The sequence below is a fragment of the Allobosea sp. TBD101 genome (assembly GCF_059817965.1).
Genome location: NZ_CM187543.1, coordinates 903195 through 918718 on the forward strand (window position 1 = coordinate 903195; position 15524 = coordinate 918718).

The window sequence follows — 15524 nt, forward strand, 5'->3', positions numbered from 1 at the left end:
GCTCAACTCGTGAAGGCAGGCAGATCCCATTCCGGCGGATCGTAGATTTTCGAACGTTTGATCTTGCCGGCGAACCCCGTTGCCTTCTGCAGATAGGCCTTATCTGCCAGCCACTTGGCGCGATCGCGGTTTGGATCAGCCATGATCTGCGTGATCATCGCATGCGGATCAATTGCATACCTATAAAGCCCGTCCGCCGCATAATCTTTCGCGTCGCCGAAATAGAGCAGGCGCACTTCGCTCTCATGCGCGAACGCGTGCCGCTTCAACAGCAAACTCTCGGCGAAGCGTTGCGTCTGCAACTCGAATTGACCGCCGTTCCGCGCATAGGCCTCAAGCTCTGCTTCCCGCTTATATTCAACCTTGCCAATGAAGCAGGTGTCCTGTGGCATCTTCGGATGTGCCGCGACGAGCCCCCGCAGCAACTTCCGCGGCGTCGACCGAATCCGGACGAAGCGGACCTGCGGATCGTTTGCGTAAATGCCCCACATCGCCTCCGAGAGGCTCTCGCGGGTCCAGCACTGCCCAACGAAATCGTCCCGAAATCCATATTCGAAACGCTCTCCGTCGAGCATCCCGCCAAGCTTGAGCTGGAAATTCTCGAACTTGTCCTTCCAGTTTTGGACCTGGCTCAGCACATTCTGCCGATCAGCGAACAGCGCGACCACATAATCCTCTCGCATGATCCGATAGATATGCTGGTCCAGTTCGCTATTGGACAAACCTAGATAATGGCCTTCCACGTAGGCTCCCCCTATCATGATCGGTGCAGTCGCGCCTTTCGCGGCGGTTACGCCCCTGATAGCTTCTTAGCGATGTGTATGCTGCCCTCTATGGAAGAGCTTGACGCCGATGCCACAGCGCATACCGGCATCGGACATCCGATGGCGAACGCGCTTACATGACGTTCGCCATGACTCGGCCGTTGGAGCCCCCCGCCGCACTGGCCCATGCCTGTGCGGAGCAGGCAAGAAATTCGGCGAATGCTGTTGCGATCATCTGCCGGGCCACACGATGGGCGAGGCGTGGCGCGATCCCGCGCGCAAACAACATCAGCTCGTTCCCTCGCTGGATCATGGTCCAGCCGAACGTTGCCAGCATCGGGATCAACGTCAACAATATGGTCGATGATGCGGTCGCCGCCGGTCGCCGCAAGCGGCCAACCGCTGATCGGCCGGACGAATGACCCTGGCACTCTTCCCAACAGCGACCGCGCCGCAATGCCTCGGCGCAGATTGGACGGTCGCGGACATCGATGCGCTGGCCGAGGTCTGCGCGCAAATCATGATCGGGCGGGCGCTTCATGCCGCGAGAATCCTCGACGGCACGCGGCCAACCGGAACGCCGCCGATCATCAGTCAAGCACTCAAGGACAAGTTGTGGAACGAGCTCCACCCAACCAGCGACCCCAAGACCTGGCATCGCGACGGCCTTCTTTTCGAGATCATAAGCTGGGTCGCAGCACGCCTTTCGGCGACCCCCAACGAAGCCATCTCCGATCCGCACCTCAAGGCGACCAATCAGGGGACCGATTGCGTCAAGGTGACTATCGATCCGGCCACCCGCACCCTCACCCGGGCGACCGTCTACGAATATAAATGCACGACCAACTGGCGCCAGCTCTTCTCCCAAGACGTGATTGCCGCCTTCCGCGAATATGTCTCGGGCGAGCGCGACCATCAGCTCGCGCAGGCCGCCATCACTCTATTGATCGGGCTCGGTTTGACCGACGACGAGCGCGATGCCGCTTATGACGAGCTGGTCCGAGCTCGGCCGCTCGCTTTTCAGGCGTCGCTGACCGTCGCGCCGAGTACATTCGGTGCCGCCGAGCGGCTCGCGCTCTTCACCGGTTACGACGCAATCGCGGGCAATATCGCGAGCCGTGGCGGCAATACGATGCCGCTCGACGATGTCCGGGCCTGGTTTTCGACTTTCGCAGCGCTCGTCTGGACGAAGATCGAGGCGTTCGATGTTCGACGTTGAAACCGCGGCCCTGATCCGCGCGGCGCCGCCGCTCCGCGGCGTCGATCCCCGGCTTCTCCCGCAGGAGCTGACCGCCATCTATGCGGAACTTGCCGGCCTTCGCCTGCGCGCAACCCAGCTCGCAGACGCGCCCGACTATCTTGCTCAGATCGAACGCCTCTCGCGGATCGCGGCGGTTTATGAGGCCCAGGTCGACGACACAATCGAGGGCGAAGCTCGCCGTGCCGCCGCCTTCGTCGCCGGGACCGCCTATCAGATCCTCGGCCGCGTGATGCCGCTGTCACCCAATCGCGCCGGCTATTTGAGCGCCGGCGCGATCCATCCCCGCATCGCAGCACCGCTCCTGTTCTTGATCGCCGAACAGAGCCCCGATGCCCGAGAAGCGGCGCGCGGTCTCGGAGTCGGGCGGCTCGAGGATATTCACCGCGGCGCCCTGCTTGAAAGCATCCAGGATCTCGCTCAGGAGCGCTTCACCGCGATCCTCGAGCGCGCCGAGCGTCTCGCGCGCCTGCAGCCCTCGGCCGACGACGACCTGACCGAACAGGCGACCCAGGGCCTCTACGGCCTCTGCTGGGCGGGTCTCGTCCATCTCGTCGCGCGCTTGCTCGATCGGCCGCCGCCCGCGCTCGCTTATCCCCTGGGCGAGTCGCCCCAGTTGCTGTTCGACCGCGTCACCCAGCTGGCCACCGCCGAGCTCGCGCCGACCGCGGAGGGCGCGAGGTTCGTGTCCGCTTATGCGGGACCACGCCACCTTGCGCGCTTGCTGCGGCACGTCGCCGACGGGCTGGAAGGGGCGGGTATCTCGAACCTGCGAGCGCCGGTGGGCACCGCCGAACCCGCTTGGCGCCGATGGCTGCACCACCGCGCGCTCACCAAGCCCACCCTCTGGCCCAACCACCGGAAAGCGGTCGCGACCGGCTTCCTCGACGTCGGGACCTCGGCGGTGCTGGTGCTACCGACGGGCGCCGGCAAGACCACGTTGTCCGAGCTCAAGATCGCCGCGACGCTGAGCGCTGGCCGCAAGGTGATATTCCTGGTGCCGACGCTGGCGCTAGTCGACCAGCTTCGCGACGACCTCGCCGAAAGCTTCCCGAAGAGCCTCGCCAACTACGAAATCGGTGCCGATGGCGATCTCGTTGCCTTCATCTCCGGGCCCGAACTCGGTGCGATAGAGGTGATGACACCCGAGCGCCTGCTCGCGGTTCTGAGCTTCGCCGATGCCGATGTCGCCGACCTAGGCTTGATCGTCTTCGACGAGTGTCACTTGCTGAGTCCAGCCGGTGGCGGCTCGCGCAGCGTCGACGCGATGCTTTGCCTGCTCCATGCGCTGCGCCGCGCACCGCGAGCCGATTATCTGCTGCTGTCCGCCATGCTGCAGAATGCCCCTGACGTAGCCGCGTGGCTTGCCGAGCTTTCGGGCCGCTCCTGCGTTAGTTTTCTCGATCCGTGGAAGCCCAGCCGTCAGGCGCGCGGCGTCGTCACTTACGCCCACAACCAGCTTGATTGGGCGCGTCGGGCTGTCCGCGCCGCGAATTTCGCCAAGCGCAATGGCCAGCCGGCGAGCTACCCGCCGCTCGATCTGGTGCCATTCGCTCTATTCGGTCTGACCAACGCGTGGGCGCGCAACGCGCCTACCGATCGACGGATCGTCCGTCTCTCCGACGGAAACGTCCGCCTCAACTACGGGGCAGCAGGCCCAGCGCCGAATTCCAACGAAGTCGGCGCCTCCTTCGCGACCAGTGCCGCGCGCGCTGGCCTCAAGACGATCATGTTCGTCAACCAGGCCGACCATGCCCCAACGACCGCCCGCAAGATCCGCGCCGGGCTTGCCCCCGTCGGCGATCTTACCGAATTCGAGAACGATCTCTGGACCGATATTGTAGCCGAACTGGGCGGAGCGCAGCATTCGCTTCTCGATCCTAAGGCGCCGGCGTTGCCGCACAACGGCGACATGATCGCCATTGAGCGCCGCATGGCCGAATCTCTCTTTCGCCGGCGCGACGGCGCAAGCGTCATCGTCGCCACGCCGACCCTCGCCCAAGGCATGAACCTTCCCGCCGAGGTCGCCATCCTCGCTGGCACCATGCGGCATGACGAGGGCGGCCGCGAGGAACTTAAAGGCCACGAGATTTTGAACGCGGCGGGCCGCGCTGGACGAGCGGGGCACCTTGCCAACGGGACCGTGCTCCTAATTCCAGAGCCGCCGGTTAGTTTCGATGCCAACTGGGCTCCAACTCCAGCAGCATTCGATATGCTCGCGAAGGTCCTGCCTACCAACGACCAGTGCGTTCAGATCGACGATCCGCTTACGACCTTGCTTGACCGGATCCAACTCGGCGACGTGAATGGCCCCGAGGTCCGCTATTTCCTCAGTCGCCTCCGGGCCGGCGAGGGCGAGGAGGCGGATCCCGACGGGCCAATCCAGATGATGAACCGGTCGTTTGCAGCCTTCCAGGCCCGCAAGGCGGGCGAAGAGGCCGCGTTCGAGACCAAGCTCGCATCCCTGAAGGGCTCCCTAGCTACCGATGCTGCTGCGGGCGAAGTCGTGACCGTCAAGATCGCCGCGTTCAGCGGCATGCAGCTCGAGCCACTTGCCGCGCTTGCAACAAAGATCGCCGCAGAGATCGACAGGCTGCCGACGACGGTCCTCGAATGGTGCGATTGGTTGATCGATTTCCTGATTTCCGATCGCGCCAACTATGCGCTTCTCTTCGGCAATGACGTCGAGACGGTCAAAGCTGTGACCCGCGGTAAGAAGACCGGGGGCGACAGCACCGATGCTGAGATGGCCCTCCTCAAGCCGGCGCTCCGCGCTTGGCTAGGCGGCGCGCCGTTTGCCGCGATCGAGACGGCGCTCGGGGTCCCGCAAGCGAAGATCAAGACCTGCAAGCGCACACGGGATTTCGTGCTTAGGTTGATGAACCGCCGCCTCTACATGATCGCAGGCGCGCTCACCGCATTGGTCCAGAACGCACTTCAGGAGGCAGGCAAGGTCGCGGCGAACCCGGCGGCTCTCGAAATCCTCGCGGTGGCGATCCGAAAGGGGCTCGATTCGCCCGAGAAGGTCGCCTTCGCGCACCGCTCGACCACGATCCGCTCGCGCGTCGTCCTACATCAAGCCTATGCCGAGCGTATTCTGAACCGGCAGGATCTACTGGGCGCCGATTTTCAGACGATCTTGCGATCGATCGATGCCCACCTTGCATTCGGAGATCTCCGGACGATCTTCCCTCCGAACACCGGGGATGGGAAATGACGCTGCCGCACTTCGAGCTGCCGCCTCGGTCCGAGCCATTGGTCCTTATATGGCCCGACGAAGGCAATCCCGTTGCCTTTTGGAGCTTCGCTGCGCCGGACGAGTGGCGGGCCTTTGTTTCCCGCCTTTCGCTCGATCCTCGCATACCCGACATCCCCCGCCTGAAATTTGGGCGCGCCCAGAAGTTGTTCCTCCTTGGATGGCTCGACGTCGACCTCATGAAAGGCGCCGAGCTTGTCGCACTGACCGCCCTGGAACTCGCGCTCAAGGACCGCTTCGGCCATGTCGTGCCGCGTATTCCGGGTAAGAAGATCGCTCCATCATCCCCTAAGGCGATGATGGCGCAGCCGATCCGCTACTCGTTCAAGGCGTTGCTCAAGCACCTAGTCGATGGGGAAGCGCTTACCGATGCCCAGATCCCGATGATTGACCGGTGCGGCGGCACGGCGATCGGCCAGCTGACCGGTGAAACCTCACCTAGCCTGGACGAGCGCCGTAACGCGCTCGCCCACGGCGACCCATTCGACGGACTGCCCACAAGCGGTCTCATTGAACTTGTTCGAGACCTAATCATGTTCGCTTATCGGGACTACCTTTCCGAGTTTCCTGCCGAGGCGCCGCTCCAATGATTGTCAATCTGTCCGATGCCGCCGCGCTCGCAGAGACGGCGCTCCGCCTTTATTTCGACCCTTGGGAAGAGGTGGCGACGAACGGGATGTCGCCTGGGGCTCGCTACAAGAGCGCACCCTGCTGGATATTAATCCAGCAGGCGACAGATCAGCCGACGTGAACCGTCACGTCATAGCCAAGGGAGCGCAAGGCCTTGCTCGTACGCCCATTCCTAGGTGGAAAGCGCTCCGGCAACGCCCAGCCGACGATTTCCCCCAGTGCGCTCACTCCGAGCATCTCGATCTTACGCTTGGGATCGGCAAGCGCCTCCCACAATCGTTGCGGCACCTCGTCCGGCCGGCCGCCATAAAGGATGAAGGCCAAGGTCTCGAGCGCCGAAACTCCGCCACGCTGAGGTGCACGGTAGATGTGTCTCGCGAGGGCATCCACCTTCTCCGGGATCTCGTAGGAGCGTCCATCCTTTAGGCCGACGAACCGGTTGGGCGCGCGTCGCGCGTATTCCCTCGCTGCGTGGACGCGGCCAAGCACCTTGACGAACTGGTCCTCAGTCAGAACTGGCAGAATCTCCTCCGAGAACGCTTTTCGCAGTGCGGGCGCCGTCTTGTTGAGCATTCTGTTTTCGGCAGAGTTGGAAGGGAGTTTCTGCCACCAGCGGATAGCCGCATCAACGGCGGCGTCGGGATCCTTGCGATTACGTCCGAAATGTCTCTCGAAGTCCGCCCGCCGACCATCAAAGGTGCGCTGATAATAGTGAGCGTGTAAAAATTGGTCTGCCTGCGCGCCGAGCGGTGCGGACGGCCCGACCCATGACGGCCTGTTCTCCTCTTTCGAAATCTTCGCGGCGATGTCGCGAATGATCTGGAGCGTGCTGTTCCATTCGTCGAGAAAGGCTTGGCGCCGCTGATCCGTTGCCGATCTGGCACTCGATCGGGCAAGGCCATCCCAGTGTGGAACAAGCTCACTCCCAAGCATTGCTTCGTCGGCATCCTTCTGAGCGATCCTGCGTCGTGTCAGCTCCTTGTTCCTGGCCGAGAGGAGGTCGAACAGCTCCTGCGTCAACGGTGCGGCATGTTTATCGATCTCGACGAACAGATGCTCCAGTTCAAGATCGTGGCCTCCTTGGGTCAGTTCTACTTCGCTGAGGAAGACGCCGGCCTCGACATTGTTCCACCAAGCGCTCTGGGTGAGGTTGGCCGAACCGATGTAAGCGCCATAGCCGCGCCACCAGATAACCTTGGGATGAAACCGTCTGACGAGCTTGCAGACGTAGCGGCCCGACCTGTGGCTCAAGAATCTGTCCAGCACCGGAATGCTGACTGGAACTTCTTCGTCGAACCGCCCCCAGAAGCGAAGCGGCAGCTTGTTGTCCCAACACCAGTCGAACAACAGATCATTGTCGCTCGCATAGGCGACTGCTGCGTCAACACGCTCAGTGTGCTCGGCAGCGTTGAGAAGGATATTGCGCAGATAATTCCCGTTTATTCCGTTCAAAAGCAATTGCAAGACACGCTTCCCCCAGCGCCTGTTGTTTTCTGTCCGGGCTCCGCTTGAAGCTAGCAGCGCGAGCGGTGAAGCGCGGGGGACCCGAACCTCGCCATGAGCTTGCTATTCCCGCAAGGGTTCCACCTATGGAAACTCGACTCCGCCGCCTTTGCTAGATCATCGGTTTATGTCCGCTTGCGGACAAGCGCCCAACGTCAGCAAGTGGCGCACAAAAGTCATCTCCAAATTCAACCGTCTGACGTCAATGCGTCGGTCGCGTTCATATGCCCAGCTCTCTCTTCCGTCCGAACTGCCATGACACGCTGTTGCCGCGTGCGATGCCCTCGACCGTCTGGCCGAGGTGCTTTTCCAGCACCGGCCGCCAGGGCACGAGGCTGAATCCTATGCCGTCGTCGAGCATGGCGAAGCGGCCGCTGGCGAGCATGATGGAGCGGCGATAGACGCCGCCGACCTGCTCGCCATCCTGAAAGGCGCGATGCTGCAAGCCGGTCTCGTCGGCGATCTTCTTCGCTGCCACCGCGACATCGCGGCCGCGCAGCGTGGCGAGTAGGTTACGGGCGAAGAAGACGCCGCGGCTATCGCGTTTGGCGAGGCCCTGATCGACCAGAAAATCCTCCCGGTCGCGCATGGCGTCGCGGACTTCGGCGCCGAAGCCGGTCTGGGCGAGTCCGGACAGATCGCCGAAGCGTTGGCGGTCGAGCCATGTCGCGCCGATGGCGCGGGCCTGCCGGTCGATCGGCAGATGAGAGCGCAGCTCCGCATCGACGCCACCGAGGCGCTGCACGTCATAGGCCCTGCCGCGTTCGGCGAGATCATCCGGCACGCGCCACACGCCATCCTCGATCCGCTCGACGATACCGGCGCGACGCAAGGCTTCGAGCCGGCGGACATGAGCCGCGACGAAGCCGTCGGGATCGTGGTCCGGTTTCGCTTCGGCGCGCTCGGCCGCAAGGTGATGCTCGGTGCGATAGATACCGTCGGCGGCAAGGCCGGTGATGGTCTTGTCGGCCATCCGCTCGGCGACATTGCGGGTCTCGACGATGCCGCCGATCGGCAGAGCCTCCAGCTCGGTGCCCGTGGCAAGCGGAACGTAGTGGGTCCGGCCGTCGATTCCGTCGACGATCAGATAGCCGCGATCATGAAGCTCGTCGGCGAGCCCCTTGCCGATGATGCGGCCGACGATGGGGGTGGGCGACGATGCGCTGTCGAGGATGACCATCTCCCGCTTCAGGCCGGACATGGCGCGCTGCATGGTGCGGATGATGTCGCTGCGCTCGCCCATCTGCCGCAAGGTGGCCTCGGCATCGGCATGAAGTGTCCAGGCGCAATGGCCGGTCTGCTCGGCGAGGCCCATTTCGGTCAGCCGCTGGAGCCGGCCGATCATCGCCGTGCGGCGGAACCGGGCCGGGGCGTCCGGCGACTCGGACAGCAGGTCGACGACGTCGTCGCGCACCTCGCGCTGGATCATCCTGTCGAGGCCGGTCCAGCGTTCCTGTCCGACCTCGCGCAACATGCTATTGCGGATTTCGATCTCGGTGCGGGGGCCGAGCCATTCGGTTGCCACCTCGCAGGCGCGGCTTCGCATCCCATTGGCGATGTAGTCGCGGGCGATGACGAGATCCGACCCGCCCGGCTGGCGGCCGCGCAGGACGATATGGACATGCGGGTTGTCGGTATTCCAGTGATCAACCGCCGCCCAATCGAGCCCGGTCCCGAGATCGGCCGCCATGCGGGCCATGAGCGCGCGGGTGAAACTCTTCAGATCGTCCAGCTCGGCGGCATCTTCCGGCGAGACGATGAACCTAAACTGATGCCGGTCCCCTCGGCCGCGCCGCTCGAATTCGTCGAGATCGGCCTTGTCCGTGTTGGCGCCGTAGGCGCGGGCCTCGCTGCCGTCCTTCGTCACGCCGTCGCGCTCGATATAGCGCAGATGCTGGACCACCGCGCGCGCCCCGACCTTCTCCAGATTCATTAGGCGGGTCTTGATGACGACGCGGCGGGCCGTGCCGCGCAGGGATTGGCCGGCGAGTTTCGCCGCGACATGGCCTCGGCCGAAGCGGGCGCCGGATCGCGACGGCGGTTTGCCGAGTGCGCGGACGCCAGCCGGCCCCGCCTTGGACGCAGCCTTGAGCGCGCGGCTGGTGAACTTCGCAGCCCGCGCGCTGCCGCGCGATTTGGGCGGCGCGACCCGCGGCCGGAAGCGGTCGCCGTCACGCCCCGCCATGGCTGTGCTCCCGGCAAGCCCGGACAAGCCGATGCGACGAAGCACGCGAATGATGTCGTGCTATCAAGGGTTTGACCAGCGCACCGGCACGCGGGCCAACCCGGCGCGTGCCGCCCCAACCGACGTGCAGACAAGACATTCCGGACGGCCGCGTGCCGTCCGCTTTTATCTTGCCCTGCGCCCATGGCGCTCCGTGCGGATGCTTCACCATGGCCATCGGATCACTCCGTCTGCACGTCAGGGCTCTCGCCATCCGCTGCTTCTGCCTGCCTGTCGCGCCGCTTGTCGGTGGCGAACAGGCTCTTCGTCGCTGAGGCCGACGCACGCGATCGTGCTGTGGCGTCGATCGCGAACAGCGATGTTCCCGGCGCTCCGGCAGCCTGCGTGCCGGAGCCCGCAAAGAGGCCCGGAGCGACGTTGCCGAAGATCGGCGCGAGCTTGCCGAGATAGGCGATCGTCTCGCCTGGAAGCGGCACGCCGAGGAGCTTGTGTTCCTCGTAGCGCGCCGACCCGGCATTGTAGGCGGCGAGCGCGCCGGGCATGCCGTAGCGGTCGCGCATCTCGCGCAGATAGGCGGTGCCGGCGATGATGTTGTCATGCGGATCGAACGGATCATCGCCGAGCCGATGACGCGCGCGCAGCTCGCCCCAGGTCGCGGGCATGATCTGCATCAGGCCGAGCGCACCCTTGGGCGAGACGATGCGTGTGTCGCCATTGCTTTCAACGCGCATGACGGCGCGTATCCAGTGCTCTGGGATATCGAAGCGGCGTGACGCTTCGGTGATCGAAGCCGCCCACGGATCGGCGACGTCATGACGCTCGGAGGGCGCACTGTCGGGCGGCCGTATGGACGCGGGCTCGGCCCGGCCCGCGACGCCGGACAGCACGATCATGATGCCGGCCACACATGCCGGCATGATGCGCGGAAAGGCGAAACGCCGAGACGGCGGAGCGCCCCGCCCGAACGCCGTCAGCCTGCCATCGTGCTCACCCCGGCCAAGGGCAAGGCTGCGCCGGCCGCAACGCGGCCGCCCTTGACCTGCGCTGCGCGCGACGGCCGCCTGAAAGGCGATCGGGTCGGAGGGATGATCCGCGATCCGACCGATCAGAGGGATGATGATTGATCGGAATCGAGGCATCGCGGACATCGCCTTACCCTCTCTCGTCACGCTTTGTGTGCCGGCCCCAGAAGAGATTCCAGACCTCGTCGTCGGCTTCCGACTGGAACAGCGCGGCACGGATCGGCAGTGTGAAGCTCGGATCATCGATGGCTACCGAGAGATAGTCGCCAGCCCTCTTGCCGGTGCGGTTCCATGCGGCTCCGACTTCAAGATCGTCGGTGGTATAGATGCGGTGATCCGGCGTGTTCTCATCGTCGGATTTCTCGGCCGGTCGGATGGTGAGCTCCATATCCAGGAGGAGCGTCCTGACGTGGCCGGCATAGCCGGCCGCGGTCTTCGTGAAGGTTCCGATTTGGGGCATGTCGTCCTCCTGTGATGGGCGATGAACCGGGCCGTCATGGCCCGGCGGATGCCGGTCCCGCGGGGGCCGCGGAGGCCGGATCGGCGCCGTCATGGGTCCAGACAGGAACCGCGCGGCCGACGATGGTGGTGACAGGGAGCGGGCCGACATAGCGGCCGTCGAAGGAATCCGCCGCGTCCCAGTTCATGAAGAACGCTTCGCCGTCGCGGAGCGTGCGGCAGCCCTGCCAGACCGGCAGCGGCCGACCGCTACGGTCGCGCTCGCGGGCAACGCCATAGCGAGTGCCGTAGGCAAAGATGTCGCGGCCATGGCGGCACACGGTCTCGCCGCCGAGGGCGAGCACGCGCTTCAGGAGTGGCAGCCCGCGCGGCAGGTATCGGCGCTCGTCGAGGAAAGCCGCCAGCTCGTCCGGCGGCATGACGATGGCGATGTCGGTGACGGCGATGCCGGCCGCCGACTCGACGCGATAAAGGCCGAGTGGCAGGCTGGCGGATGCGTTCCAGATGAAGCACGGTGCGTGCCGCGACCAGATCGGCGCGGCGATCAGCAGGAGGCCACCGGCCATGACGGCAAGGGTGAGGCCGCGCACCGTCATGACAGCAGCTCGCGGCGGCGCAGCCAGGCGCGATGCTGCTCGGCCGAATAGGGATGAGGCGGCTGGCGAACCCAGAGACGGTTGTGGACGTGCCGCCAGTAATCCGGCGCGGTGTCAACCGGATCGAGGCCGAGCGCTTCCACGGCGTCGATCGCCTGCAAGGCGCGCTCGACCTTGTGCCAGCCGGAGACGAACAGGAGCGTTTCCGCGCCGGGATGCACATAGGGCCACATGCAGCACGTCTCGCCCGGCGCGACGGCGCGCATGATATAGATGTGCGAGATGGCGGTGCCGTAAGGCCCGCGCTCCCACCGCAGAAGCGCAAAGACGCTCTCGGGCGCAAACAGCGCAAGGCCACGGCGGCGGTCGAGCCGTCGCTTGCGCACCGGCCTTGCGAAGCGCAGCCAGACATTGACGCGGCCGGGCTCGAAGGTGGTGATGGCGCTGGTGTAGCGGCGCGTGCTCATGCGTCGGCTCCGTCGTCGGCAAAGCGGGCCTCGAGCAGATCGCGGATCATCTCGGCGACGGTGATGCCGCGCCGGAAGGCCGCGACCTTGACGCGGGCGCGCAGGTCCGGCGTCACGTCGATGGTGAGGCGGGCGGTGTAGATGTCGGCCTTCGCCGCAGTGGCTTGCGGCTCCGGCCGCGCAGCCTTCCCGGCGCCGTCACCCTGCTGCACCCAGGCATCGGCGGTCGGCGCCGCGGGTTTGGCTCCGAAGCTGATGCGCTTGCCGCTCATGGGGCGCCTCCCATGATCTCGGCGGCGAGCGCGGCGATCTCCCGCGCCGCCGGCCCTCCGGGCTCCAGCTCGGACGCCAGCCGGCCGGTAGCGACGCTCTCGGCGAAGACGATGCGCTGGCCGATGTCGGCCGCGAGCGCCGGCAGGTCCTCGGGCAGTGCGGCGCGCACGTCGCGTCCGATGATGGTGCCGGCGATGCGGCGGTTGACGACGAAGGCCGCGCGGAGCTGCGGCTTGAATAGCCGCGCCTCGCCGATCAGTGCCACGATCTCGGCGCTGGCCCAGACGTCATAGGGTGAGGGCTGGACCGGGATCAGCACGAGATCGGCGGCGAGGATCGCGGAGCGGGCGAGCGCGGTGACGCGCGGCGGCCCGTCGATGACGACGTGATCGACACTGCGCGCCAGGTCGGGGATTTCGAGATGCAGGGTCTCGCGCGGCAGGCCGATCACGCCGAACAGGCGTGACAGGCCGCTTTCGGCGCGGCGCTGCGACCAGTCGAGAGCCGAGCCCTGCGGATCGGCGTCAATGACGGCGACACGCACCCCCTGAGATGCCAGCTCGCCGGCGAGGTGGGTGGCGAGCGTGGTCTTGCCGGCTCCGCCCTTCTGGTTGAGGAGCGCGACGATCATGCCGCGCCCCTCGGCAGCCCGAAGGCGATGTTTTCCACATCGCCGCCGATCCCAAAAGAAGAGTTAGATTCTTTGTTAGATAAGTTAGGGGAGCCGATTTGCGAAGCGTCGCAAATGGTTAGACCCTGTTCGTGCCTTTGATAGCACGAGTGCGATGCCTCCGATAGCACGAGGCCGGATGCCTTTGATAGCACGAGATGATTCACAACCTTTCCCCAGCCTCCCTTGAAAGAGCGGACAGGCGTGGCGCGCTCGGCGCGAAGAAGAGCAACTCGCGCCCATCGTCGAGCCGGTCGATGCGCAGCCGGTAGCCGGGCAAGGGCTGGTGGCGCACGATGTCGCGGAGATCGCAGGCGAAGTTTGAGAAGCGCGAGAGGCTTCCGGACTTGGCGTAGAGGTGGCGGAAATCGAAGCTCCAGCCGCCGGGCTGGCTACCGCCATGCTTGCGCACCAGCCGATAGAGCCAGCGTTCGATCCCGCCGGTGAGGTCGAAATAGTCCCGGTCGATGGTCAGGATCAGGGCGTTGTCGAGGACGCCCTGATAGAACCAGTCAGGCACGATCAGTTCGACGCCGAGCGGCCGGCTCTTTTCGTCGGCCCGTTCCTTCCACTCGTTTATCCATGAGAAGCGGTGCCGGCGTCGCTCGGTGGACTGGCGGATCGAGGTGGCGATCGTGGTGGCCTGCAAGCGGTCGAGCGCGGCCTTGAGGCGCTGATAGTCGCGCACGGATGTGCCGCGACCGATGAATGTCAGAATCTCATAGGGCGTCGTGGCCATCAGCCGCGAGGTGCGCAGGCCGAGATCGCGCGCATCTACGATCTGGGACGCGGCCCAGATCAGGATGTCGGCATCCCAGATCGTGGCGAGGCCGAACTCGGCAGGGGCCTCGACATGGATTACGACGTCGCCCGCCTCGAACCGTATCGGCTGGATGCGCTTCGACTTGGCAAGGGAGAAGAATGGCCAGGCCATGATATCCTGCGCATCGCGAGGGGCCATGTCGCCGGGGCGCGATCGGAACAGTTCGAGTTGGTTGCGCTCGGAAGCGTGCCTGTGCGCCATGTGTCGCATCGGCGATCAGCGAGCTTGGGCGTAACGGGGATCGGAGGTGGTGTCGCAGGCACGCGCCTCCATCCAGCTTTCGAGGTCGTCGATCGCGTAGACGACGCGGGAGCCGAGCTTGCGGAATTTCGGACCGCCGCCGACGACGCGCTTCTTGTTGAGGGTGTGCGGCGAAAGCTTGAGATAGGCGGCCGCCTCCTCATTGGTGAGGTAGCGGCTGGCGGGTCTGGATTCGAGATGATCCACGAAGCGGCCTCCGTCTCACACTGGCCGAGCGGGGCTCGGTCCAGCGGTTCGGAGGCAGCTTGGGCAAAGCCTATCCTGCTGCGGATGGAGAATCCTGGTGGGCCGACTTTCTCCCTGCTGACAGGGTGGCAGGGATCGGAAACTCACTGGCTCGGCGCGCGGCCTTGCCCCAGAGCATCCGACGATAGCCGCCGTTCATGATGGTGCGGCCGCGCCGAATGAGATAGCGGACTCTGGCGCGCAGCTCGCTATCGCTGTGCCATTTCTCTATCACGACGTGCTCGCCGAAAAGCGTGATGGCGATTTCGCGCTCGCTGGCCCCGGCGAGATGACCATCGAGTGCCTGCAAGGATTGCATGGCGATGATTGGCTCGGCCGAGCGGCGTGCGCCGACAAAGCCGGGCTGGTGGCCTGAGATCGCTGCGAGCATCTGCGTCGCCTCATGCAGGCGAGCTTCGGCCCGCTCGTCCGGCGCGATCGCGAAGGTGAAGGGATCGCCTGCTACCAGCGTCCCGGCGATCTGGACTCGATACGATCGCCCGTGCCGTGTGAGCTTCAATGCGAGGCGGCTGCCGTCGTGGCAAATCGCCTTGTGGCCAGCAAAGGCCCAGAGATCGAAGATCGGTGCCCCGGCCTCGGGGTCTTCGTCGGGCAGGACGGATAGAGCGATGTCGGGGCTGGGTCGCCAGCTCGGCAGAGCGTCGCGGGCGTCGTATTCAGGGTTCTCGAAGAAATCGCAGCCCCCATGCTTGCGCCTGCGTCGCCGTTGATTTTCGCTGGCGGAAACCGAAGCGAAGCCAGTCGTCGCGATAGCCGGGATTGCGCCGCAGGTGCTCCCAGGCGATGGCGGGACGATCGAGAAGAAGGGTGTAGAGGTAGGCGGCGTTCGCCAGCCAGGCTTGAGCTCCGGGCATGTTTCCTCCGCTCGATGTGATCCACTTGCTTGCGCAAAGAACCAGTCTGCCCCCGCGGGGCGAGAGGCTGAAATCACAAAATTTGGCGGATTACCCAAGAATTTGTTGGGTTTAGCCATGACTGGGCCGTGGAATCGCGAGCCGGGCGCAGCCCGGCGAGCGGCGGCCGTGTTTCGGTGATGGCCGCGCCGCCGGATCGGCAGAAAACTCGGGGAACCGGAAAACCTGAAAAGCGGAGAGCCGCGCAACCGGATTTC

General features: G+C 65.0%; 16 protein-coding genes. 4 read left to right on the forward strand and 12 right to left on the reverse strand.

The window, feature by feature from the left end; genetic code table 11:
- Positions 1-2 precede the first annotated feature (2 nt).
- Complete coding sequence (locus tag AC6RIC_RS04285) at positions 3-743, reverse strand: hypothetical protein (RefSeq protein ID WP_499735242.1); 741 nt, start codon at positions 741-743, stop codon at positions 3-5.
- Between the two features lie 158 nt (positions 744-901).
- On the opposite strand from AC6RIC_RS04285, the gene AC6RIC_RS04290 reads away from it, so the two are divergent.
- Genes AC6RIC_RS04290 through AC6RIC_RS04305 form a run of 4 tightly spaced genes read left to right on the forward strand, consistent with a single transcriptional unit; the run spans position 902 to position 5868 of the window.
- Positions 902-1186, forward strand: coding sequence for a hypothetical protein (locus tag AC6RIC_RS04290; protein WP_499735243.1), 285 nt, complete (start codon positions 902-904; stop codon positions 1184-1186).
- Positions 1183-1983 (forward strand): hypothetical protein, encoded by an 801-nt coding sequence (locus AC6RIC_RS04295; RefSeq protein ID WP_499735244.1) that lies wholly within the window; start codon positions 1183-1185, stop codon positions 1981-1983. The genes AC6RIC_RS04290 and AC6RIC_RS04295 overlap by 4 nt, the downstream gene beginning before the upstream one ends.
- Complete coding sequence (locus AC6RIC_RS04300; protein WP_499735245.1) at positions 1970-5239, forward strand: DEAD/DEAH box helicase; 3270 nt, start codon at positions 1970-1972, stop codon at positions 5237-5239. The genes AC6RIC_RS04295 and AC6RIC_RS04300 overlap by 14 nt, the downstream gene beginning before the upstream one ends.
- Positions 5236-5868: a hypothetical protein gene (locus AC6RIC_RS04305; protein ID WP_499735246.1), complete on the forward strand. Its 633-nt coding sequence runs from the start codon at positions 5236-5238 to the stop codon at positions 5866-5868. Before AC6RIC_RS04300 ends, AC6RIC_RS04305 begins: the two co-directional genes overlap by 4 nt.
- A gap of 148 nt (positions 5869-6016) precedes the next feature.
- Here the strand turns inward: AC6RIC_RS04305 and AC6RIC_RS04310 are convergent, their stop codons facing one another.
- The 11 genes from AC6RIC_RS04310 to AC6RIC_RS04360 all read right to left on the reverse strand — a co-directional run bounded on the left by AC6RIC_RS04310 (position 6017) and on the right by AC6RIC_RS04360 (position 15386).
- Positions 6017-7372, reverse strand: coding sequence for a phospholipase D family protein (locus AC6RIC_RS04310; RefSeq protein ID WP_499735247.1), 1356 nt, complete (start codon positions 7370-7372; stop codon positions 6017-6019).
- A gap of 259 nt (positions 7373-7631) precedes the next feature.
- Positions 7632-9596: a DUF3363 domain-containing protein gene (locus AC6RIC_RS04315; RefSeq protein WP_499735248.1), complete on the reverse strand. Its 1965-nt coding sequence runs from the start codon at positions 9594-9596 to the stop codon at positions 7632-7634.
- A 221-nt stretch (positions 9597-9817) separates the two neighbouring features.
- Entirely contained in the window at positions 9818-10489 is a 672-nt protein-coding gene (locus tag AC6RIC_RS04320) for a lytic transglycosylase domain-containing protein (RefSeq protein WP_499735249.1), read from the reverse strand.
- A 259-nt stretch (positions 10490-10748) separates the two neighbouring features.
- Complete coding sequence (locus AC6RIC_RS04325) at positions 10749-11078, reverse strand: DUF736 domain-containing protein (RefSeq protein ID WP_499735250.1); 330 nt, start codon at positions 11076-11078, stop codon at positions 10749-10751.
- A 34-nt stretch (positions 11079-11112) separates the two neighbouring features.
- Positions 11113-11673 (reverse strand): S26 family signal peptidase, encoded by a 561-nt coding sequence (locus tag AC6RIC_RS04330; protein WP_499735251.1) that lies wholly within the window; start codon positions 11671-11673, stop codon positions 11113-11115.
- Positions 11670-12140, reverse strand: a complete 471-nt coding sequence (locus AC6RIC_RS04335; RefSeq protein ID WP_499735252.1) for a DUF2840 domain-containing protein — start codon at positions 12138-12140, stop codon at positions 11670-11672. The genes AC6RIC_RS04330 and AC6RIC_RS04335 overlap by 4 nt, the downstream gene beginning before the upstream one ends.
- Positions 12137-12412: a ribbon-helix-helix domain-containing protein gene (locus tag AC6RIC_RS04340; RefSeq protein WP_499735253.1), complete on the reverse strand. Its 276-nt coding sequence runs from the start codon at positions 12410-12412 to the stop codon at positions 12137-12139. Before AC6RIC_RS04340 ends, AC6RIC_RS04335 begins: the two co-directional genes overlap by 4 nt.
- Positions 12409-13044, reverse strand: coding sequence for a ParA family partition ATPase (parA, locus tag AC6RIC_RS04345; protein WP_499735254.1), 636 nt, complete (start codon positions 13042-13044; stop codon positions 12409-12411). Before parA ends, AC6RIC_RS04340 begins: the two co-directional genes overlap by 4 nt.
- Before the next feature lie 202 nt (positions 13045-13246).
- Positions 13247-14107 (reverse strand): replication initiator protein A, encoded by an 861-nt coding sequence (locus tag AC6RIC_RS04350; RefSeq protein WP_499735255.1) that lies wholly within the window; start codon positions 14105-14107, stop codon positions 13247-13249.
- Positions 14108-14122: 15 nt separating this feature from the next.
- Positions 14123-14353, reverse strand: a complete 231-nt coding sequence (locus tag AC6RIC_RS04355; protein ID WP_499735256.1) for a helix-turn-helix transcriptional regulator — start codon at positions 14351-14353, stop codon at positions 14123-14125.
- A 70-nt stretch (positions 14354-14423) separates the two neighbouring features.
- Entirely contained in the window at positions 14424-15386 is a 963-nt protein-coding gene (locus tag AC6RIC_RS04360) for a DUF2285 domain-containing protein (protein WP_499735257.1), read from the reverse strand.
- Positions 15387-15524: the final 138 nt, after the last annotated feature.